Source organism: Vibrio qinghaiensis, assembly GCF_002257545.1.
Taxonomy (GTDB): domain Bacteria; phylum Pseudomonadota; class Gammaproteobacteria; order Enterobacterales; family Vibrionaceae; genus Vibrio; species Vibrio ordalii.
This window is the reverse complement of record NZ_CP022741.1, coordinates 1665461-1685370: the sequence shown is the minus strand read 5'-3', so window position 1 is coordinate 1685370 and position 19910 is coordinate 1665461. Positions and strand designations below refer to the sequence as shown.

22 protein-coding genes, 1 pseudogene, 1 riboswitch and 1 other annotated feature are annotated in these 19910 nt (G+C 44.7%); of the genes and pseudogenes, 17 read left to right on the top strand and 6 right to left on the bottom strand.

What is annotated here, in order from left to right:
* Positions 1–47: 47 nt before the first annotated feature.
* The 3 genes from purB to mnmA are packed head-to-tail and all read right to left on the bottom strand — an operon-like array spanning position 48 to position 3232.
* Complete coding sequence (gene purB, locus CCZ37_RS07710) at positions 48–1418, bottom strand: adenylosuccinate lyase (RefSeq protein WP_010319697.1); 1371 nt, start codon at positions 1416–1418, stop codon at positions 48–50.
* A gap of 54 nt (positions 1419–1472) precedes the next feature.
* Positions 1473–2090, bottom strand: a complete 618-nt coding sequence (hflD, locus tag CCZ37_RS07705) for a high frequency lysogenization protein HflD (protein WP_094500223.1) — start codon at positions 2088–2090, stop codon at positions 1473–1475.
* Positions 2091–2110: 20 nt separating this feature from the next.
* Complete coding sequence (gene mnmA, locus CCZ37_RS07700; protein WP_094500222.1) at positions 2111–3232, bottom strand: tRNA 2-thiouridine(34) synthase MnmA; 1122 nt, start codon at positions 3230–3232, stop codon at positions 2111–2113.
* Positions 3233–3431: 199 nt separating this feature from the next.
* Here mnmA and CCZ37_RS07695 point away from each other — a divergent pair, with 199 nt between their 5' ends.
* Both CCZ37_RS07695 and CCZ37_RS07690 read left to right on the top strand, forming a co-directional pair.
* The gene (locus CCZ37_RS07695) at positions 3432–3701 is read left to right on the top strand and encodes a hypothetical protein (protein WP_010319700.1); all 270 of its coding nucleotides are present in this window, start codon (positions 3432–3434) and stop codon (positions 3699–3701) included.
* Positions 3702–3803: 102 nt separating this feature from the next.
* Entirely contained in the window at positions 3804–5108 is a 1305-nt protein-coding gene (locus CCZ37_RS07690) for an inosine/guanosine kinase (protein ID WP_094500221.1), read from the top strand.
* A 56-nt stretch (positions 5109–5164) separates the two neighbouring features.
* Here the strand turns inward: CCZ37_RS07690 and CCZ37_RS07685 are convergent, their stop codons facing one another.
* Positions 5165–5578: an H-NS family histone-like protein gene (locus CCZ37_RS07685; RefSeq protein WP_010319256.1), complete on the bottom strand. Its 414-nt coding sequence runs from the start codon at positions 5576–5578 to the stop codon at positions 5165–5167.
* Between the two features lie 418 nt (positions 5579–5996).
* A riboswitch (Lysine riboswitch) is annotated at positions 5997–6178 on the top strand.
* A 116-nt stretch (positions 6179–6294) separates the two neighbouring features.
* Here CCZ37_RS07685 and CCZ37_RS07680 point away from each other — a divergent pair.
* The 9 genes from CCZ37_RS07680 to hisIE all read left to right on the top strand — a co-directional run bounded on the left by CCZ37_RS07680 (position 6295) and on the right by hisIE (position 15460).
* Complete coding sequence (locus CCZ37_RS07680) at positions 6295–7896, top strand: Na+/H+ antiporter NhaC family protein (RefSeq protein ID WP_094500220.1); 1602 nt, start codon at positions 6295–6297, stop codon at positions 7894–7896.
* A gap of 190 nt (positions 7897–8086) precedes the next feature.
* Positions 8087–8223: a sequence feature (His leader region), on the top strand.
* A gap of 53 nt (positions 8224–8276) precedes the next feature.
* Entirely contained in the window at positions 8277–9173 is an 897-nt protein-coding gene (hisG, locus tag CCZ37_RS07675) for an ATP phosphoribosyltransferase (RefSeq protein WP_094500219.1), read from the top strand.
* 5 nt (positions 9174–9178) lie between these two features.
* Positions 9179–10477 (top strand): histidinol dehydrogenase, encoded by a 1299-nt coding sequence (hisD, locus tag CCZ37_RS07670; RefSeq protein WP_094500218.1) that lies wholly within the window; start codon positions 9179–9181, stop codon positions 10475–10477.
* Entirely contained in the window at positions 10477–11517 is a 1041-nt protein-coding gene (gene hisC, locus CCZ37_RS07665; RefSeq protein ID WP_094500217.1) for a histidinol-phosphate transaminase, read from the top strand. Before hisD ends, hisC begins: the two co-directional genes overlap by 1 nt.
* Positions 11518–11598: 81 nt before the next feature.
* Positions 11599–12672 carry a bifunctional histidinol-phosphatase/imidazoleglycerol-phosphate dehydratase HisB gene (hisB, locus tag CCZ37_RS07660; RefSeq protein ID WP_094129376.1) on the top strand — a complete coding sequence of 358 codons (1074 nt, stop codon included), beginning with the start codon at positions 11599–11601 and terminating at the stop codon, positions 12670–12672.
* Positions 12672–13322, top strand: a complete 651-nt coding sequence (gene hisH, locus CCZ37_RS07655; RefSeq protein ID WP_010319250.1) for an imidazole glycerol phosphate synthase subunit HisH — start codon at positions 12672–12674, stop codon at positions 13320–13322. Before hisB ends, hisH begins: the two co-directional genes overlap by 1 nt.
* 13 nt (positions 13323–13335) lie before the next feature.
* Complete coding sequence (hisA, locus tag CCZ37_RS07650; RefSeq protein ID WP_017043907.1) at positions 13336–14073, top strand: 1-(5-phosphoribosyl)-5-[(5-phosphoribosylamino)methylideneamino]imidazole-4-carboxamide isomerase; 738 nt, start codon at positions 13336–13338, stop codon at positions 14071–14073.
* Positions 14055–14828 (top strand): imidazole glycerol phosphate synthase subunit HisF, encoded by a 774-nt coding sequence (gene hisF / locus CCZ37_RS07645; RefSeq protein ID WP_094500216.1) that lies wholly within the window; start codon positions 14055–14057, stop codon positions 14826–14828. The genes hisA and hisF overlap by 19 nt, the downstream gene beginning before the upstream one ends.
* Positions 14825–15460, top strand: coding sequence for a bifunctional phosphoribosyl-AMP cyclohydrolase/phosphoribosyl-ATP diphosphatase HisIE (gene hisIE / locus CCZ37_RS07640; RefSeq protein WP_017043909.1), 636 nt, complete (start codon positions 14825–14827; stop codon positions 15458–15460). The genes hisF and hisIE overlap by 4 nt, the downstream gene beginning before the upstream one ends.
* Before the next feature lie 50 nt (positions 15461–15510).
* On the opposite strand, the gene CCZ37_RS07635 is transcribed toward hisIE, so the two are convergent.
* Positions 15511–16194 carry a pseudouridine synthase gene (locus tag CCZ37_RS07635; protein WP_206743894.1) on the bottom strand — a complete coding sequence of 228 codons (684 nt, stop codon included), beginning with the start codon at positions 16192–16194 and terminating at the stop codon, positions 15511–15513.
* A gap of 361 nt (positions 16195–16555) precedes the next feature.
* Here CCZ37_RS07635 and CCZ37_RS19595 point away from each other — a divergent pair, with 361 nt between their 5' ends.
* The 5 genes and pseudogenes from CCZ37_RS19595 (at position 16556) to CCZ37_RS19570 (ending at position 18787) form a co-directional block, all read left to right on the top strand.
* Positions 16556–16981, top strand: coding sequence for an NADP-dependent isocitrate dehydrogenase (locus tag CCZ37_RS19595; RefSeq protein ID WP_279627405.1), 426 nt, complete (start codon positions 16556–16558; stop codon positions 16979–16981).
* Positions 16956–17511 (top strand): annotated as a pseudogene (locus CCZ37_RS19585) (NADP-dependent isocitrate dehydrogenase). Before CCZ37_RS19595 ends, CCZ37_RS19585 begins: the two are co-directional and overlap by 26 nt.
* A complete protein-coding gene (locus CCZ37_RS19580; protein ID WP_279627403.1) occupies positions 17508–17840 on the top strand; it encodes an NADP-dependent isocitrate dehydrogenase in 333 nt (110 codons plus the stop codon). Before CCZ37_RS19585 ends, CCZ37_RS19580 begins: the two are co-directional and overlap by 4 nt.
* On the top strand, positions 17782–18348 hold the full coding sequence (locus CCZ37_RS19575; RefSeq protein WP_279627402.1) for an NADP-dependent isocitrate dehydrogenase: 567 nt from the start codon (positions 17782–17784) through the stop codon (positions 18346–18348). The genes CCZ37_RS19580 and CCZ37_RS19575 overlap by 59 nt, the downstream gene beginning before the upstream one ends.
* A complete protein-coding gene (locus tag CCZ37_RS19570) occupies positions 18308–18787 on the top strand; it encodes an NADP-dependent isocitrate dehydrogenase (protein WP_279627426.1) in 480 nt (159 codons plus the stop codon). Before CCZ37_RS19575 ends, CCZ37_RS19570 begins: the two co-directional genes overlap by 41 nt.
* Positions 18788–18865: 78 nt before the next feature.
* On the opposite strand, the gene cspD is transcribed toward CCZ37_RS19570, so the two are convergent.
* Complete coding sequence (cspD, locus tag CCZ37_RS07625) at positions 18866–19087, bottom strand: cold shock domain-containing protein CspD (RefSeq protein ID WP_013857087.1); 222 nt, start codon at positions 19085–19087, stop codon at positions 18866–18868.
* A 473-nt stretch (positions 19088–19560) separates the two neighbouring features.
* Here cspD and clpS point away from each other — a divergent pair, with 473 nt between their 5' ends.
* Complete coding sequence (gene clpS, locus CCZ37_RS07620; protein ID WP_094500215.1) at positions 19561–19881, top strand: ATP-dependent Clp protease adapter ClpS; 321 nt, start codon at positions 19561–19563, stop codon at positions 19879–19881.
* Positions 19882–19910 lie beyond the last annotated feature (29 nt).

Sequence of the window (19910 nt, the reverse complement as noted above, 5' to 3'; positions counted from 1 at the left end):
CCCACGATGAAGTGGGCTTTGTCATTAATCGACTAGATTGAAGAGCATTACAATTTGTCGGTTAACTCAATTGCTTGGCCAATGTAGTTGGCTGGTGTCATCTCTTTCAAGCGTGCTTTTTCAGCTTCAGGTAGCGCAAGGCCATCAATAAAGTGGCGCATTGCTTCACCATCGACTCGCTTACCGCGCGTGAGTTCTTTTAATTTCTCGTACGGTTTTTCGATGCCGTAGCGACGCATAACCGTTTGCACTGGTTCCGCAAGAACTTCCCAGTTTTTATCGAGTTCAGCAAGCAGCGCGTCACGGTTCACTTCCAGTTTACTGATCCCTTTTAGCGTTGAAGTATAGGCAATAATTGCATAGCCAACACCAACACCGAGGTTACGCAATACGGTTGAATCTGTTAAGTCACGTTGCCAGCGAGAGATAGGCAGCTTTTGTGCTAGGTGATTGAACACGGCATTAGCAAGGCCAAGGTTACCTTCTGAGTTTTCAAAATCGATCGGATTGACTTTATGTGGCATCGTCGATGAACCAATTTCACCCGCAATGGTTCTTTGTCTAAAGTGACCCAAAGCGATATAGCCCCAAATGTCACGATCGAAGTCGATCAGAATAGTATTAAAGCGGGCAACGGCATCAAATAGCTCTGCAATATAATCATGCGGCTCAATTTGCGTGGTATAAGGGTTCCACGCCACACCTAGCGATTCGGTAATAAACTCTTCGCTAAAGGTATGCCAGTCTAGTTCTGGATAGGCTGAAAGGTGAGCGTTGTAGTTACCTACTGCGCCGTTTACTTTGGCGAGAATCTCGATATTGGCAATCTGCTTATATTGGCGTTCCATACGGTACGCTACATTAGCCATCTCTTTACCCATAGTACTTGGTGATGCTGGCTGTCCGTGGGTACGAGACAATAACGGAATATCCCGATACTCTTCTGCTAAGTGACGAATCGCATCAATAATGTTGCGCATTTCAGGAAGAAGCACGTTATCGCGAGCTTCTTTGAGCATGAGCGCGTGAGATGTGTTGTTGATGTCTTCCGAAGTACAAGCAAAGTGAATGAATTCATTAACGGCGTGCAGCTCAGGAACACCCGCTACTTTTTCTTTTAAGAAATACTCTACAGCCTTAACATCATGGTTGGTTGTGCGTTCAATTTCTTTAATACGAGCGGCATCTTCTTCGCTAAAATTATCTGCTATCGCATTAAGAAATTGATTGGCTTCATCACTGAATGCAGGAACTTCGGCAATTCCAGCAGTGGCTGAAAGCTTCTGTAACCAACGAATTTCAACAATGGTCCGATACTTGAGGAGACCAAACTCACTAAAGATACTGCGTAACGCAATCGTTTTACTTCCGTAGCGGCCGTCTACCGGTGAAACAGCAGTCAAGGCTGACAGTTCCATGTTTTTCTCCTGAATTTTGAGGTTAAGTTTGAGAGTGAATTCTTTGCGTCAATGTTAGATTCGAGCTAACAAAATCTGAGCTTGTTCGATCATTTTCTTACGACCGAAGATCAGATGGCGACGCTTTCCTCCAACCTGACGCCACAAGACAGCGCAACGAATTCCTGAAAGGAGTAGGGCGCGCACTTTGTGTTGGGTTGAAGTTTGCTGAAGTATGGTGGGGGTCCCAGTGACTTGGATTCTCGGGCCAATAGGGCTGATAACATCCAAGTAGATACTGGCAAGGTTGCTGATCATCTGCTCATCAAGCAAGTCAAAATGGTTGATTTGACGTTCAATCGTTTGAATACGATCGCCCAACTGTGACATCGCATCACGACGAGCGCTTAATTTACGCTCTAATGCCATCAGGCTAATGATATAGCGAGTGATCTCACTCCCTGATGGCGTGCTATCAATACCTTTCACCAAACATTCGAGGCCAATTTTTAAGTTCGCCTCAGAGCCGAAGACATCAAGTGTATTATTTGGATTAGTACTTAAGATAGCCGTTAGAGAAGTTTCAAACGCGTCTGAATCACAGTGACCATTTTTTGCTACGTGTTGCACTAAAGCGACAGCTTGGCAGATACCCGCAAAAGCGATGGTATGGTCATAAAGGGTGTTAGCCACGTTTATTACTCCTAAGTTGTTTAAATTCGCTGCTCAATAATTCCACCACCAAGACACACATCGCCTTGATAGAAAACCGCGGATTGACCAGGCGTGACGGCCACTTGTGGCTCATCAAAAATGACTTTAATGTTTTCATCATCAATAGGGATGATGGTACACGCTATATCCGTTTGACGGTAACGTGTTTTTACCGTGCAGCTTAGCGTTGCTTGGATTGGTGTACGATCAACCCAGTGTAATTGGGAAGCGATCAAGCCATGAGATTTCAATAATGGATGATCAGCGCCTTGGACGGCAATCAAAACGTTGCGCTTGAGATCCTTATCAGCGACATACCATGGTTCCTCGTTACCGCCACCGCCTTTTTGGCCACCAATGTGTAACCCTTTGCGTTGACCTAAAGTATGGTACATCAGGCCTTGATGCTCACCAATTACGAGACCTTCTGGTGTCTGGATTTTACCCGGTTGTGCAGGTAAATAGCGAGATAAGAAGTCAGTAAATTTGCGCTCACCGATGAAACAGATACCGGTTGAATCTTTTTTCTTTGCTGTGATTAAGTCCTGTTGTTCAGCGATGCGTCGAACTTCGGGTTTTTCTAAGTCACCTACAGGGAATAAGCTACGAGCCACTTGTTCATGGCTTAATGTGTACAGGAAGTAGCTTTGGTCTTTGTTGTTGTCCAAGCCGCGCAGCATTTGTGGTTTATCATTACCGTCAGGAAAGGTGCGTCGAACATAGTGGCCCATGGCGATATAATCGGCATCTAGCACTTCATCTGCAAACTCTAAAAAGGCCTTAAACTTGATTTCTTTGTTACAAAGAATGTCTGGGTTGGGAGTTCGCCCTGCTTTATATTCCTCAAGGAAATATTCAAATACGTTGTCCCAATATTCGGCGGCAAAATTAATGGTATGAAGAGGGATGTCTAACTTATCGCACACGGCTTGTGCATCGGCTAAATCTTCCGCCGCTGTACAATATTCCTCGTTATCATCTTCTTCCCAGTTCTTCATGAACAGGCCTTCTACTTGATAACCTTGCTCTTTGAGAAGATATGCCGAAACGGAGGAGTCAACACCACCGGACATGCCGACGATGACTTTCTTTTGGCTGTTTGCGCTGCGGTTGTTTGACATTACTTAGTACCACTCGATTGACTTGGTCGCAGATTCTAGCAGAAAGATTTTCGTCGCAACAGATCCGAGACAGTAATCACACTTCCATTGAGTTTAATTGGCTTTGTTTCCATCAATATTGTCCATAATTAGTTTTAGAATTCCACTCTTGCTTATGGCATAGTGCGTGCAATTTTAAAGCGTAATAAAAGGTCGCAAAATGCAAGATGACAACCAGATTATGGATGACGCGTTTCTCATCGAAACCGTAGAGAACCAGCTTGCGGATGGGAATCCGATAAAAGTTAAAGAAACCTTGATGCGCCTAATGATGACAGGCCATTCAAGGGAAGACGCCGTAGCATCGATAGCTTGTGCGCTTGCAATTGAGATTTTTGATGTGATGAAAAACGAAGGGCAATTTGACCTAAAACGCTATTCAGAGCATTTAGATAGGTTACCTGATCTCAGCTTTATGGAAGGTGAATAAAAATAACCAAGAGCAAACGTTTGCTATGATTGCCTTAGTTGCCGCGCTAATGGGTGCGCGGTAGAATCGCGCATCTTTTTCCCCTCTACTCAGACTGATGTTATGAAATTTCCTGGCCAACGCAAATCAAAGCACTACTTTCCTGTCCATGCTCGTGACCCACTTGTGATCCAAGCACAAGAAAATAAAAAAATGTCGCGCACACATATTATTGGTATCGACCAGACATTGGTGGATATAGAGGCGAAAGTAAATACTGACCTCATTGACAAATATGAGCTTAGTAAAGGCCATTCATTAGTGATTGACGACCAAAAGGCTGAAGCTTTGTACACTGAGCTCAAACAAAATGGCCTTATTACTAACGAATATGCGGGGGGAACGATTGGCAACACATTACACAATTATTCGGTACTGGCTGATGATCGCTCAACGTTGTTAGGTGTGATGAGCCAAGATATTAAAATCGGCAGCTACGGTTATCGTTATTTGTGTAATACATCCAGTCGGATGGATCTGAATTATTTACAAGCGGTCGATGGTGCGATTGGTCGCTGTTTTGCCTTGATCACCGAAGATGGCGAGAGAACCTTTGCGATCAGTGAAGGGCAGATGAATCAACTTCGCGCAGAAAGTGTTCCAGAAAAAATATTTAAAAGTGCTTCTGCCTTAGTACTGACCGCTTATTTAATTCGCTGTAAAACTGGTGATCCAATGCCGGAGGCAACAATGAGAGCGATTGAATATGCTAAGAAATATGATGTGCCTGTGGTGTTAACCTTAGGCACTAAATTTGTGATTCAAGGCGACCCTCAATTTTGGCAAGATTTTTTACGTGATCATGTTACCGTTGTTGCGATGAATGAAGATGAAGCCGAAGCATTAACCGGAGAAAATGATCCTCTTGCAGCGTCAAATAAAGCTTTAGATTGGGTCGATCTTGTATTATGTACCGCAGGACCAGTCGGTTTATTTATGGCAGGATATACTGAAGATGCAGCGAAACGTGAAACATCGTTGCCACTATTACCTGGTTCTATTGCTGAATTCAATCGTTATGAATTTAGTCGCCCAGCATCGAAAATAAGCTGTGAAAATCCAATACGTGTTTATTCTCATATTTCACCCTATATGGGTGGGCCTGAAAAAATTAAAAATACTAATGGTGCGGGAGATGCGGCGTTATCGGCATTGCTGCATGATATGGCAGCCAATAAATATCATAAAGAGAACGTTCCTAATTCGAGCAAGCATCAGAATAATTTTTTAACCTATTCATCCTTCTCGCAAGTTTGCAAATATTCTAACCGTGCCAGTTATGAGGTGCTAGCCCAGCATTCGCCTCGTTTGTCACGTGGTTTACCTGAACGTGAAGACAGCTTAGAAGAAGCGTATTGGGAAAGATAAAAGATTAAAATAATAAAAAGGCTCCGTTAGGAGCCTTTTTATTTACTAAAGAGTTATTAAATCTCGAATTCTTCTAAAGATTTACCTGCATCAAGTTGCTCTTGAATTGCCGAAGGTGTACGACCTTGACCTGTCCATGTTTTTTCTTGGCCATTGGTATCAAGATATTTGTATTTTGCTGGACGAGGTGCGCGTTTGCCTTGAACTTTAACTTTGCTCTTAGTTTCACCAGAAAGTGCCGATATTAGGGCACTAACATCGATACCATCTTTAGCAATCTGTTCTGCAATCGCTGCCAGCTTCGCTTCTTGCTCTGCGCGAACAGAGCGTTCTTCTTCTTCCACTTCTCTGCGTTCTTGAACAACGATCGTTAATTTATCTAGTGCTTCTTCAAGCTGCTCTAGAGTGAGTTCACGGGAAAAAGCGCGTAGGCTACGAATATTAAGTAGAGTTTTTGTTAATTCAGACATGACTATTCCTATTTGATTTAATTTAGTCGACTCAGCAATAATAAACTGCAGAATTGGTACTTACAATATTAGATTCAAATATTAATGAAATTTTTATAGTTGAATAAAAATCAAAAAAAATATGAACTTGTTAATGATGAGCTGATTTCATACATAAGTAGTAGTATCAAGAAGATCATCAGTGCTTTTTAGATAGAGTTATAATTAATGTTTTTATTATAATCCTCGTGATATTCATTGCACCACATTATGAAAGAAGTCTCAACGTTTCTTCATGAATGTGATCGATAATTGATGCATTTTAATGACATGATCGGTTGCAATGCATTTGTTGTTAAGTACAATGTCATTTACCTAAAGCGAAGTAAGAGATTTATCATTATTAAAATAGCTGAATAATGGTGATTTATTGTTCTTTCTTTGACGTAGAGGTGCGGTGGAAAATAGTAACTTCTGTTGGGGTAATGCCAATGAACAAAAGTGAAAGGTTTTATCGCCGAAGTAAGTGCGTACATTAAAGCCGCTTGCTGGGGTTGTATTCGAATAGGAACAACACTGCCATAGTCTATTTTTTTTAAACTATGGAGCGCTACTGTGGGGTTGGGTGAAGTGTTCGCTTCCCTTTCGCTTAGTTCAACATGAATTACGTTGTTATTTTTGCTCGTAATTTGTCTGCAGTAGATCTCTAACCATTTACTTACTGGTTTTTGAAGATCATGAATTTAATCGATTTTGCATCATCTCCTCTATCTCTGTTACCGCCTCTAGTGGCATTAAGCTTGGCTGTTCTTACACGCAGAGTGCTTGTTTCATTAGGTGTCGGTATTGTATTAGGCGCTGTATTACTCGCGGATTATTCTGTTGGCAGCGCATTCAGTTATGTTGTTACTAAGGTATCGAGCGTCTTTGTTGCTGATGGCGGCATTAACACTTGGAATATGAGTATCGTCGGATTTTTGCTTTTATTAGGTATGATGACCGCGCTGTTAACTTTGTCTGGCGGGACTCGTGCTTTTGCTGAATGGGCACAAATCCGCGTAAAAAGTAAACGTGGCTCAAAACTGCTGGCGGCATTTTTGGGTGTGTTTATTTTCGTTGATGATTATTTTAATAGTTTGGCCGTAGGTTCTATTTCTCGCCCTGTGACTGACCGCTTTTATGTATCTCGCGCTAAACTTGCCTATATCCTTGATTCAACTGCAGCACCGATGTGCGTTGTGATGCCTGCTTCTAGTTGGGGCGCGTACATTATGACGATTATTGGCGGTATTCTCGTTTCTCACGGAATTACCGAATATTCGGCATTAGGCGCTTATATCCGTTTAGTACCGATGAACTTTTACGCCATTTTTGCTCTGTTGATGGTCTTTGCTGTGGTGTGGTTCCAGTTAGATATTGGTCAAATGCGCCAGCATGAAATTAATGCTTCCCAAGGCCGTGGATTTGACGACGTAAATGCAAACGATAGCCAAGACGCACATGAGTTAAATGAAGAGCTTGATATCAAAGAGAGTGAACATGGCAAAGTGTTGGATCTGGTTCTGCCTATCGTATTACTGATCATTGCAACGGTTTCAGCCATGTTATTTACGGGTGGTCAATCTTTAGCCGCAGACGGTAAAGCATTTGATCTGCTGGGTGCGTTTGAAAACACCAATGTTGGCGCTTCGTTGATTTACGGCGGACTAGTTGGCTTGGCGATGGCTCTGTTTACTGTGTTTAAGCAAAAGCTGCCAATGAATGACATCAGTCATACATTGTGGATCGGTGCTAAGTCGATGTTTGGTGCGATTTTGATCCTGATTTTTGCGTGGACAATTGGCTCTGTTATTGGGGACATGAAAACCGGTGCGTACATGTCATCTTTGGTTCAAGGTAATATTGATCCGCATTGGCTACCCGTCATCTTATTCTTACTATCGGGCGTGATGGCGTTTTCAACCGGCACTTCTTGGGGAACGTTTGGCATCATGCTGCCCATTGCTGGAGACATGGCTGCGGCAACAGATATCGCTCTCATTCTGCCAATGTTAAGCGCCGTACTTGCGGGTTCTGTTTTTGGTGACCACTGTTCTCCTATTTCTGACACCACCATTTTATCGTCGACAGGCGCGCGCTGTAACCACATTGATCACGTTGCGACACAATTACCGTATGCACTGGCTACGGCCTTGGTTTCGAGTGTTGGTTTTGTTGTTTTAGGAATGACAGCGTCAGTGCTGATCTCGTTGGCTTGTGCCTCTGTCGCATTTATCATTGTGTGCATGATTATGGCCGCTATGGCGAAATCAAAAATGACACATTGCGAGACGTTGTAGCCGTATTTTGGTTAAATAGAGTTGATGAAAGGGAAGCGAAAGTTTCCCTTTTTTATTACTGGTGCACGACGGTGAAAAAAGATTTTAAAAAAGCAAAATTTTTAGTTGAAAAAGAACATCAGCTTGGTTAGTGTGGAGTCAAGACAGCAAACCAATAAGAGCTGATAAGTATGCGTAATTTTGTAATGAACATTCATCACCATCGCCCTAAATAATCTTTCGGGGAGGTGTACGCATACCCGGGAGGCAGGAAACTCCCGGTGGTTAAGTCAAAGCATTTAGATTAAAACCCTCGGGAGAACGCAAATCTCCCGAGGGTTTTTTCATTTTGCTTTAACTTAATTCCAAATACATTCAATACATTGCACAGGGAAATTGTCATGCAAACACAACGCCTAAGAATTGCCATCCAGAAGAAAGGCCGCTTGAGCTCAGAGTGCCAAGACTTACTTAAAAAATGCGGCGTGAAATTCAATATCATGGGTGAGCGTCTTGTCGTTCACTCTCTCAATATGCCGATCGATCTACTACTAGTACGTGATGACGACATACCCGGGCTGGTGATGGACGGCGTGGTTGATCTCGGTTTCATTGGTGAGAATGAGCTGGAAGAGGTACGTTTAGAACGCTTGTCGCAAAATAAGAAAAGTGAGTTTGTTTCACTGCGCCGTCTTGATTTTGGTGGCTGCCGCTTATCCATTGCGATCAATAAAGATCAGCAATACAACGGTCCTCAAGATTTGGCGGGTAAACGCATCGCCACGACTTATCCGCAGCTACTCAAAGCGTACATGGATGAAAAGGGCATTGATTTTAGCACTTGTGTGCTCACCGGTTCTGTTGAGGTTGCACCACGAGCTGGCCTAGCTGATGCGATTGCTGACCTTGTTTCTACCGGCGCAACATTAGAAGCGAATGGCCTCAAAGAGGCTGAAGTTATCTTCCAATCCAAAGCAACACTTATTCAGCGTCAAGGTGAATTCAGTGAAGATAAGCAAGCATTGATTGCTCGTTTATTGACGCGTATGCAAGGCGTGATTCAAGCCAAAGAGTCCAAATACATCATGCTGCATGCTCCGGTTGATCAATTAGAAGCGATTAAAGACTTACTCCCGGGGGCGGAAGACCCAACAGTGCTGCCTTTATCGGCGGAGAAAAATCGTGTTGCAGTACATGTGGTCAGTACCGAGAACCTATTTTGGGGAACCATGGAGCGCCTAAAAGCATTAGGGGCGAGTTCTATTTTGGTTTTACCTATCGATAAAATGATGGAGTAACGGCGATGAGAACTGTCGTTTGGCAATCGTTGAGTGAAACTCAGCAAGATTCAATTTTAGAACGCCCGGCCATTACTGAAGGAGCCAATGTCACTGCTGCCGTGAGCGCCGTGATTGCGCAGGTGAAAGCGCAAGGTGACCAAGCGTTAATTGAGTTAACTGAAAAATTTGACCGCGTGAAACCGGATTCAATTCGCGTCTCAAGTGGTGAGATTGATGCGGCGTGCGAGCGTCTTTCTGACAAGATGAAACAAGCACTTCAACAAGCTTATGAGAACATTACTAAGTTCCATAAAGCACAAAAGCTGCAACCGATCAAAGTGGAAACGCAGCCGGGAGTGGTGTGTGAGCAAGTGACGCGTCCAATTAATACGGTGGGCTTGTACATTCCCGGAGGCAGTGCGCCTTTACCTTCTACCGTATTAATGTTGGGTGTTCCTGCACAAATTGCAGGGTGCCGTAAAGTGGTGCTTTGCTCACCGCCACCGATTGCGGACGAAATCCTCTACGTGGCCAAGCTGTGTAACATTGATGAGGTGTATAACATTGGTGGTGGTCAAGCGATTGCAGCAATGGCTTATGGGACTAAATCCGTTGCTAAAGTGGACAAAATCTTCGGCCCCGGTAATGCCTACGTGACAGAAGCAAAACGTCAAGTGAGCAATGACTTTCGCGGTGCAGCGATTGATATGCCAGCGGGTCCTTCGGAAGTGTTGGTGATTGCTGATGATACGGCTGATGCCGATTTCATCGCGGCTGATCTGCTTAGCCAAGCTGAGCACGGGCCTGATTCACAAGTTGTGTTAGTGACCCCTTCAGCGGTGATTGCCGATCAAGTAACAGATGCAGTGCAAAAGCAGCTAAAAAGCTTATCTCGCGCCGCCATTGCAGAAAAGGCCTTGGCTTCTAGTTTGATCATTATCGCTGACTCTTTGACCCAAGCGGTTTCTATCTCGAACTACTACGGCCCAGAGCACTTAATTGTGCAAACGCGGAACCCTCGTGAACTGTTGCCGTTACTTGATAACGCCGGCTCAATTTTCTTAGGTGATTGGTCACCAGAATCAGCCGGTGACTACGCTTCGGGTACCAACCACGTTTTGCCAACATACGGTTACACCCGTACTTATTCTAGCCTTGGTTTAGCTGATTTTAGTAAGCGCATGACGGTGCAAGAACTCAGCGCAGAGGGCTTACAAGGGTTAGCGCCAACCGTGGTCACAATGGCAGAAGCTGAAGGATTGGATGCACACAAACGTGCGGTCACCATTCGAGTCGAAAAATTGCAAAAGGCGAAAAAATAATGGAAAAACTGGCTCGTAAGCAAATTCAAGCACTAAAACCTTACTTATCGGCTCGCCGTATTGGCGGCAGTGGTGATGTGTGGCTCAATGCCAACGAATCGCCATTCAATAATGAGTACAAAACCGATTTTGTGCGTTTGAACCGTTACAGTGATTGCCAACCCAAAGCCATGATCGATGCGTATGCGGCTTATGCCAAGGTACAGCCAGAGCAGGTGTTGACCTCACGTGGTGCTGATGAAGGGATTGAGCTTTTGATCCGCGCATTTTGTGAGCCCAATCAAGACGCTATTTTATACTGTCCGCCGACTTATGGTATGTACGCGATTAGCGCTGAAACGTTCGGTGTCGAGCGTAAAGTGGTGCCATTGACAGCGGATTGGCAGCTCGACCTGCCAGCCATTCGTGCCAATTTGGACAGCGTGAAGTTGATCTTCGTTTGTAGTCCTAATAATCCAACCGGTAATTTGGTTAAGCGCCAAGATATTATTGCTTTGCTGGAAATGACTAAAGACCGCGCTATTGTCGTGATGGATGAAGCCTACATTGATTTCTGTCCAGAAGCCTCAACCGTTGATTTATTAGCGCAATACCCGAATTTGGCGATTTTACGCACCTTATCTAAAGCGTTTGCGCTTGCCGGTTTGCGCTGCGGTTTTACCTTGGCCAATAAAGAGCTGATTGATGTGCTGCAGAAGGTAATTGCACCTTATCCCGTGCCAATTCCGGTAGCAGACATTGCCGTGCAAGCGTTATCGGAAGCTGGGCTGGCTCGTACCAAATTCCAAGTGTTGGATCTCAATGCAAACCGTGCTTACTTACAAGCAGGGTTGTATATGGTGCCCAATTTAACTGTGTTTGAAGGGTGGGGAAACTACCTATTAGTGAAATTTCCCGATGGCGATGCATTGTTTAAAGCCGCTTGGGATCACGGCATCATTTTACGCAATTCTCCGATTGAAGATTGCGTGAGGATCAGTATCGGTAATCGCGAAGAGTGTGAAAAAACACTCGCTTTTATTCGCAATTATTATCAGTAATCGAGCACCATAAATAGCCCAAAATGAATAAAGAGCCAGTCGTTTAAGTAACGTTACTGGCCAATAGAAAAGGATATTCCAGTGAGCAAACAGCAAAAAATTCTCTTTATTGATCGTGACGGCACCTTAATTGTTGAGCCTCCGGTCGATTTCCAAGTTGATCGTTTAGACAAACTGAAACTAGAGCCGTATGTGATCCCAAGCCTACTGGCTTTGCAGGCTGCGGGTTATCGGCTGGTAATGGTCACCAACCAAGATGGACTGGGGACGGATAGCTATCCTCAAGCCGATTTCGATGCCCCTCATGCGATGATGATGGATATTTTTCAGTCCCAAGGAGTGCTCTTTGATGATGTGTTGATTTGCCCGCACTTTGAAAAAGATAATTGCTCTTGCCGCAAACCCAAACTGGGGATGGTTAAAGAGTATCTGCAAGGAGGCAAAGTCGATTTTCAGCAATCAGTGGTGATTGGCGATCGAATGACCGACCTGCAACTGGCTGAAAATATGGCGATCCGTGGCATTCAGTATCATCCGAAAAGTATGGGATGGCGTGAAATAGTTAAAGACTTGACCGTGAAAGCGCGCAGCGCCGAAGTGGTGAGAACCACTAAAGAGACCGACATTAAAGTTGCGGTCAATTTGGATGAAGCGGGCGGCAATCAAATTGCTACTGGGTTAGGTTTTTTTGACCACATGCTTGACCAAATCGCAACCCATGGCGGTTTTCAATTGAAGTTGAGCGTTAATGGGGATCTGCACATTGATGATCACCACACCATTGAAGATACCGCATTAGCACTTGGGCAAGCCTTAAAAGAGGCATTAGGCGATAAGCGCGGCATTGGTCGTTTTGGTTTTTCGTTGCCGATGGATGAGTGTTTAGCACAATGTGCGCTCGATCTCTCGGGTCGCCCTTATCTGAAATTTGAGGCCACCTTTACACGTGAGCAAGTCGGCGATCTCTCCACTGAAATGGTATATCACTTCTTCCGTTCATTAACCGACACTTTGGCCTGTACGCTGCATCTCTCATCCAGTGGCGAGAATGATCACCATATTATTGAAAGTTTGTTTAAGGCTTTTGGCCGCACATTGCGCCAAGCCATTAAAGTGGAAGGCAATGAACTACCTAGCAGCAAAGGAGTACTGTAATGTCGTCAGTCCGTGAAGCGATGAGTGATAACAGCCGCCAGCCGCAAAAGGTCGTCATCATTGATACAGGCTGCGCTAATGTTTCTTCCGTGAAATTTGCCATCGAACGCTTGGGTTACCCAGTCACTATTTCAAAAGATCCTGATGTGGTGTTGACGGCAGATAAGCTGTTTTTACCCGGTGTCGGTACGGCAAGTGAGGCGATGAAAAATCTGCAACAGCGCGATTTAATCACCTTGGTGAAACAGGTTGAAAAGCCACTGCTCGGCATCTGCTTAGGCATGCAACTGTTAGGTCAACTGTCAGAAGAAAAAGGACAGCAAGCTAATGACATTGTTGAATGTTTAGGCTTATGTGATGGAGAGGTTCGCCTGATGGATACAGGCGATTTACCACTGCCACATATGGGTTGGAACACGGTCAATGCCGAAAGCGGCCATCCTCTGTTTAAAGGCATTGAGCAGGGTGAATATTTCTATTTTGTCCATAGCTACGCCATGCCCGTCGGTGAATACACGATTGCTGAATGTGAATACGGCAAGCTTTTCACCGCGGCGCTGCAAAGCGGTAATTACTATGGTGTCCAATTTCACCCAGAGCGCTCATCCAAAGCTGGCTCAGCACTGATCAAGAACTTCTTGGAATTATAAAAGGGAATTAGCAATGATTATTCCAGCATTAGATTTAATTGATGGCCAAGTGGTTCGCTTATTTCAAGGCGATTATGGTCAAGTTACCGAATACAAAGTTGACCCTGCAGAGCAGTTCAACCTTTATCACCAATCTGGAGCCAACTGGCTGCACCTTGTTGATTTAACGGGGGCAAAAGATACCTCAGCCCGACAGCTTGATCTGATTGCCAAACTGCTTGCCAGTACCCCTGCCAAGATTCAAATTGGTGGCGGTGTTCGTAGTGAGCAAGATGTGGTGGATTTATTAAATGCGGGTGCGCAGCGTGTGGTTGTCGGTTCTACGGCCGTAAAACAGCCTGAATTAGTCAAAGGATGGATGGAAAAATATGGCGCAGAAAAAATTGTGCTAGCGCTCGACATCAACATTGATCAATACGGCACACGTAAAGTGGCCATTTCAGGTTGGCAAGAAGATTCAGGTGTAACGATAGAAGCCTTGATTGATGATTACCTAACGGTCGGTTTGACGCACGTATTGTGCACTGATATTTCCCGCGATGGCACACTAGCCGGTTCTAACGTTGAGTTGTATATCGATTTATGCAAACAGTACCCACAAGTACAGTTTCAATCCTCAGGTGGTATCGGTAGCTTAGCGGACATCAAAGCCTTAACAGGCAGTGGTGTTGCTGGCGTGATCGTCGGTCGTGCCTTATTAGATGGTAAGTTCACCGCTCAGGAGGCATTCGAATGTTGGCAAAACGCATAATTCCTTGTTTGGATGTCCGCGATGGACAAGTAGTGAAAGGGGTGCAGTTTCGCAATCACGAAATCATTGGTGATATCGTACCGCTTGCAAAACGCTACGCCGAAGAGGGCGCGGATGAGTTGGTGTTTTACGACATTACCGCGTCGAGTGATGGCCGAGTGGTGGATAAAAGTTGGGTTGCGCGTGTCGCGGCAGTGATTGATATTCCATTTTGCGTCGCGGGCGGTATTAAATCTGCCGAAGATGCTGCGCGAATTTTAGAATTTGGTGCAGATAAAGTCTCCATTAACTCTCCAGCACTCGCTAACCCACAGTTGATTACTGACTTGGCGGATAAATTTGGCGTGCAATGTATTGTGGTCGGCATCGACTCTTACTTCGATCAAGACACGGGTCAGTACCAGGTCTATCAATTTACTGGCGATGAGACGCGCACCAAAGCAACACAGTGGCAAACTTGCGATTGGGTACAAGAGGTACAAAAACGTGGTGCGGGTGAAATCGTATTGAATATGATGAACCAAGACGGCGTGCGTAATGGTTATGATCTACAGCAACTCCAGAAGGTACGTGCTGTGTGTCGCGTGCCACTTATCGCTTCTGGCGGGGCGGGGACGATGGAGCACTTTGCGCAAGCTTACCAACAAGCTCATGTCGATGGCGCGTTGGCGGCATCGGTTTTTCACAAGCAGATCATCAATATCGGCGAATTAAAACAATATTTACAAGCAGAAGGTGTAGAGGTAAGACGATGAGTTTTCAAGTATCGAGTGCGGTTGCACTTTCTGAGCGTATCGATTGGAACAAAGTTGATGGCCTTGTTCCGGCGATAGTGCAAGATTTTCAATCGAGTCAAGTGCTCATGATGGGTTATATGAACCAAGATGCGTTGCAAAAAACCGCGCAAACAGGCCAAGTGACTTTCTTTTCTCGCAGCAAGCAGCGCCTTTGGACCAAAGGAGAGACCTCTGGTCATGTGTTACAGTTGAAAAACATGGCGCTCGATTGTGATAACGACACTTTATTGGTCAAAGTGAATCCCATTGGGCCAACGTGCCATACCGGAACTACAACCTGTTGGGATAACGATGCACAAGAAGAGTCTCAAATGGTGTGGCTTCATCAGCTTGAGCAGCTATTGGCTGCCCGCAAGAGTGCCGACCCTGATTCCTCTTATACTGCCAGCCTTTATGCCCGTGGAACCAAGCGTATTTCGCAGAAAGTGGGCGAAGAGGGCGTTGAAGTTGCGCTTGCGGCGACGTCGGGCGATAAGGCGGAGTTAGTGTGTGAGTCTGCTGATTTGATTTATCACTTATTGGTGCTATTGCAAGACCAAGGATTAGCGTTGAGTGATGTGATTGATAAGCTTAAAGAACGCCATAAATAAACACAGTGAAGCCTCTTAAATAAAGAGGCTTCCGTTTTTTGAGAGCGGTGTTATAGGGTAATTTCTTTCCACTCACCGGGTTGTAGATCGCCTAAAACAATGTCGCCCATCGCGTAGCGCACTAAGCGCAGTGTTGGAAAGCCAATATGCGCTGTCATACGTCGTACTTGCCGGTTTTTACCTTCAGTAATGGTAATCGCAAGCCATGTGGTTGGGATTTGTGCGCGAAAACGAACCGGTGGATTACGTTCCCACAAGGTAGGCGGTTGCAAAATCTCAACCTTGGCAGGCAGCGTCATGCCATCTTTTAGCTCTACACCTTGGCGCAATTTATCTAAATCGTTTTGAGCGGGTTCTCCTTCTACTTGCACCCAATACGTTTTTGGTAATTTTGACTGCGGCTGCGTTAGTCTCGCTTGCAAGATGCCGTCATTGGTGAGCACCATCAAGCCTTCGCTGTCTCTGTCCAAACGACCTGCGGCATACACCTCTTTTACGGGAATAAAATCAGCGAGAGTTTTGCGCCCATCACCATCGGTAAACTGGCTTAGCGTATCAAAAGGTTTATTAAAGATAATGACTTTTCGATCAGCAAGTGATACTCGTTTTTTTACCTCTTCTGCAGATGAAGAGGTGCGGGTGGTTGAACGCTGATGTGGATCGCGCCGTTTAAAATGAGAAGAGCCTGAGGGTTTTGATACTGATGAAGAATCACGACGCAAGCGGGATGACATGTTAACTACCTTGCAAAAATGTAAATGAAGTGTGTTTGAAAGTTTTCTGAACTTTGGATTTAAGCTATGATTTGCGCGCCCAGAAACAGGATTGACGCACAAGATAATAGACTATTATCCTAGTTTTGTTTAATTATACTCAACCCATGCTATTTGGATTCAGTATCAATAAAGGGTTTGGGTGTATACGTATTTTCACTCAATGACTAAAATCGGATAACGCTCAACGACATTCGATTCAGTTTTTGAAAGAGTGACGCTATCGTGTTCAAGTCGCGAGGATGCTAACCCACTTGACACGGACAATCACACAGCGCTGTTTCATCCAATGGTGCTGCTAGAACAAATAGGGAAATTTTTCATGCCTACAGAAAAACCTACAATTATTTATACCATCACAGACGAAGCACCAGCACTGGCCACTTATTCTTTATTGCCGATTATCCAATCCTTTACCGCCTCGTCAGGCATTAGCGTTGAAACCCGCGATATTTCACTGGCTGCGCGTATCCTTGCCAGCTTCCCAGAACATTTAAAAGAAAATCAACGTGTAAGTGATGCGCTTGCCGAATTAGGTGAACTGGCGACCAAACCAGAAGCGAATATTATTAAACTGCCTAACGTTTCGGCATCGGTCCCACAATTGAAAGCCGCGATTAAAGAGTTGCAGGAAAAAGGTTACGACCTACCAAATTATCCTGAAGAACAAAGTACCTACGAAGAAGAAGCGATTAAAGCGACTTACGATAAAATCAAAGGCAGTGCGGTTAACCCCAGTGTTGCGTGAAGGAAACTCCGATCGCCGTGCACCATTATCAGTCAAGAATTATGCGAAGAAAAACCCACATTCAATGGGCGCATGGTCACCGCAATCCCGTTCACATGTTGCCAGCATGGCAAGACAAAGATTTCTATGGGACAGAAAAGTCAGTCACCATTGAAGGTGACACTAAGGTCAAAATTGAGTTTGTCGGCCATGATGGCTCGACTAAAGTCTTAAAGAAAGAGTTTGCGCTGCTTGATAAAGAAATTATCGATGCTTCAGTTCTAAGCAAAAAAGCGTTAGTTGAGTTTTTCGAGCAACAAATCGCAGCAGCGAAACAGCAAGATGTGCTGCTTTCCTTACACATGAAAGCAACCATGATGAAAGTGTCTGACCCAGTCATTTTCGGCCATGCCGTTAAAGTGTACTACAAAGACGTATTTGCGAAGTATGGCGCGTTGTTTGACTCATTAGGTGTTGATGTCAACAATGGCCTAGGCGATGTTTACGCGAAAATTTCAAGCATTGCCACAAGCACAGAAAGAAGAAATTGAAAGCCGCGATTCAAGCGGTTTATAACACGCAACCACCACTTGCGATGGTTGATTCTGACCGAGGCATTACTAACCTACATGTCCCAAGCGATATCATTGTTGATGCGTCAATGCCAGCAATGCTGCGCGCTTCTGGTCAAATGTGGGGGCCAGATGGCAAGCAACAAGACACCAAAGCACTGATCCCAGATCGCTGCTACGCTGGCGTTTATCAAGCGGTGATTGATTTTTGTAAAAAGCATGGCGCATTTGACCCAACAACGATGGGCAGTGTGCCAAACGTGGGCCTTATGGCGCAAAAAGCTGAAAGAATATGGATCGCACGATAAAACCTTTATCCTCGATGCCGCGGGTTCGGTACGTGTTGTGGATACCTCCGGCAAAGTATTGCTAGAGCAAACTGTTGAAGCTGGTGATATTTTCCGCATGTGCCAAGTAAAAGATGCACCGATCCAAGACTGGGTGAAACTGGCCGTGACTCGTGCCAGAGCTACTGGTGTTCCTGCGATTTTCTGGTTAGACGATCAGCGTGCGCATGACCGTGAATTGATCAAAAAAGTCAACGTCTACCTTGCTGATCATGATACGGCTGGCTTAGATATTCAGATCCTATCACCTGTTGAAGCGACTCAGTTCACACTTGAGCGTCTCAAAGCGGGTAAAGATACCATCTCAGTTACGGGTAACGTACTGCGTGATTACCTCACAGATCTATTCCCCATTCTCGAGCTTGGTACCTCGGCTAAAATGTTGTCGATTGTTCCCTTAATGAATGGCGGTGGCTTGTTTGAAACAGGTGCTGGTGGTTCTGCACCAAAACACGGTTCAGCAGGTTGAGAAAGAAAACCACTTGCGTTGGGACTCGTTAGGCGAGTTTTTGGCGCTGGCGGCGTCTTTGGAACATTTGAGTGTTGTCACTGGAAATGCAAAAGCGAAAGTACTAGCCGATGCGCTTGATAAAGCCACTGGTAAGTTCCTTGATCTCAATAAATCACCATCGCGCAGAGTTGGTGAGCTTGATAACCGTGGCAGTCACTACTATCTTGCAACCTACTGGGCTGGGGCCTTAGCAGAGCAGACGGCGGATGCTGATTTAGCGGCGGAATTCGCACCGATTGCGAAGCAGCTGCAAGAAAATGAACAGGTTATCGTCTCTGAGCTGAATCAAGCACAAGGTACTCCTGGTGATTTGGGTGGTTACTATGCGCCAGTGTTTGAAAAAGCATCAGCACTAATGCGTCCAAGCCAAACCTTGAACGCGATCATTGGCGCTTAACCTTCAGTTATTCACCTCTAAGTAATAAAAAACCCGCCAGTTCGGCGGGTTTTTCATCAAATACACGTTTGGCAGCGATTATTTTGCAAGTTGACCTTCGATTGGAACAACAGCGCTAGCGTGATAACCTTTCGGCCCCTGTTCAATCTCATAGGAAACTTGTTGGCCCGCTTTGAGTGTGCGGTAGCCTTCCATTTGAATGGTTGAATAGTGAGCAAAAATATCGGTATCCTCACCTTCTGGACAAATAAACCCAAATCCTTTGGCGTTGTTAAACCATTTTACTGTACCTGTAGCCATGCTTTACATCCCTCATTGCATTTTAGTTACTGATGTTGTTATCGAGAAACTTATCTTAAAAACGTTACCCGAATGTGAATATCAATTCAGACGCTGCCAAATTTTTAGTCACTAATTGACCAATGTAGTCAATGATTCGGCGCAGTCAATAGGCAAAAGGTATGATACTCGACATATTTGCAAATAAATCATTTTTAAGGTTTACATTGTTGTAACGATTAAATAGGGCGTTAAGAATGAAATAGTTAAAGAAAGCAGTTGCTTTTGTTTTCTTTTTAATCAACTACGCCGTTGATAGTTCGGAATAGCAATGTTTTATTTGCAGCGATACAATTGCTGCATTAGTCTCTAAGTAAGGGTTGTTTTTCAACTGTGTCGGTAGCACTAATAACATTAATAGATTCGAACGACACAATGGTTACTGAGAGGCACACGGTTCCACTAGGTAGAGAAGCACTCTAAATACGGTCATCATGAGTAAACATTTTGAATGGGTGACTCCAGACTCAGATCTTCTGGAGAAAGAGAAGACAGCAATTAAACCACCAGCGATGTACAACGTAGCTCTCAATAATGATGACTACACGCCGATGGAGTTTGTGATTGAAATCCTTGAGCGATTCTTCTCGATGGATATCGACAAAGCAACACAGATAATGCTCAAGGTGCATTATGAAGGGAAAGCAATTTGTGGCACGTTTAGTGCTGAGATTGCAGAGACCAAAGTAGCTCAAGTTACTTTGTACTCAAGGGAAAATGAGCATCCACTGCTTTGTACTATGGAGCAAGCGTAGTCGCTTGCTGGAGCAACAAAGTGGTTCCT

What these genes read in the sequence shown, in the direction of transcription:
- purB (WP_010319697.1), bottom strand. Translation starts at nt 1,418, where the DNA reads ATGGAACTGTCAGCCTTGACTGCTGTTTCACCGGTAGACGGCCGCTAC.
- mnmA (WP_094500222.1), bottom strand. Translation starts at nt 3,232, where the DNA reads ATGTCAAACAACCGCAGCGCAAACAGCCAAAAGAAAGTCATCGTCGGC.
- CCZ37_RS07695 (WP_010319700.1), top strand. Translation starts at nt 3,432, where the DNA reads ATGCAAGATGACAACCAGATTATGGATGACGCGTTTCTCATCGAAACC.
- CCZ37_RS07690 (WP_094500221.1), top strand. Translation starts at nt 3,804, where the DNA reads ATGAAATTTCCTGGCCAACGCAAATCAAAGCACTACTTTCCTGTCCAT.
- CCZ37_RS07685 (WP_010319256.1), bottom strand. Translation starts at nt 5,578, where the DNA reads ATGTCTGAATTAACAAAAACTCTACTTAATATTCGTAGCCTACGCGCT.
- CCZ37_RS07680 (WP_094500220.1), top strand. Translation starts at nt 6,295, where the DNA reads ATGAATTTAATCGATTTTGCATCATCTCCTCTATCTCTGTTACCGCCT.
- hisG (WP_094500219.1), top strand. Translation starts at nt 8,277, where the DNA reads ATGCAAACACAACGCCTAAGAATTGCCATCCAGAAGAAAGGCCGCTTG.
- hisD (WP_094500218.1), top strand. Translation starts at nt 9,179, where the DNA reads ATGAGAACTGTCGTTTGGCAATCGTTGAGTGAAACTCAGCAAGATTCA.
- hisC (WP_094500217.1), top strand. Translation starts at nt 10,477, where the DNA reads ATGGAAAAACTGGCTCGTAAGCAAATTCAAGCACTAAAACCTTACTTA.
- hisH (WP_010319250.1), top strand. Translation starts at nt 12,672, where the DNA reads ATGTCGTCAGTCCGTGAAGCGATGAGTGATAACAGCCGCCAGCCGCAA.
- hisA (WP_017043907.1), top strand. Translation starts at nt 13,336, where the DNA reads ATGATTATTCCAGCATTAGATTTAATTGATGGCCAAGTGGTTCGCTTA.
- hisF (WP_094500216.1), top strand. Translation starts at nt 14,055, where the DNA reads ATGTTGGCAAAACGCATAATTCCTTGTTTGGATGTCCGCGATGGACAA.
- hisIE (WP_017043909.1), top strand. Translation starts at nt 14,825, where the DNA reads ATGAGTTTTCAAGTATCGAGTGCGGTTGCACTTTCTGAGCGTATCGAT.
- CCZ37_RS07635 (WP_206743894.1), bottom strand. Translation starts at nt 16,194, where the DNA reads ATGTCATCCCGCTTGCGTCGTGATTCTTCATCAGTATCAAAACCCTCA.
- CCZ37_RS19595 (WP_279627405.1), top strand. Translation starts at nt 16,556, where the DNA reads ATGCCTACAGAAAAACCTACAATTATTTATACCATCACAGACGAAGCA.
- cspD (WP_013857087.1), bottom strand. Translation starts at nt 19,087, where the DNA reads ATGGCTACAGGTACAGTAAAATGGTTTAACAACGCCAAAGGATTTGGG.
- clpS (WP_094500215.1), top strand. Translation starts at nt 19,561, where the DNA reads ATGAGTAAACATTTTGAATGGGTGACTCCAGACTCAGATCTTCTGGAG.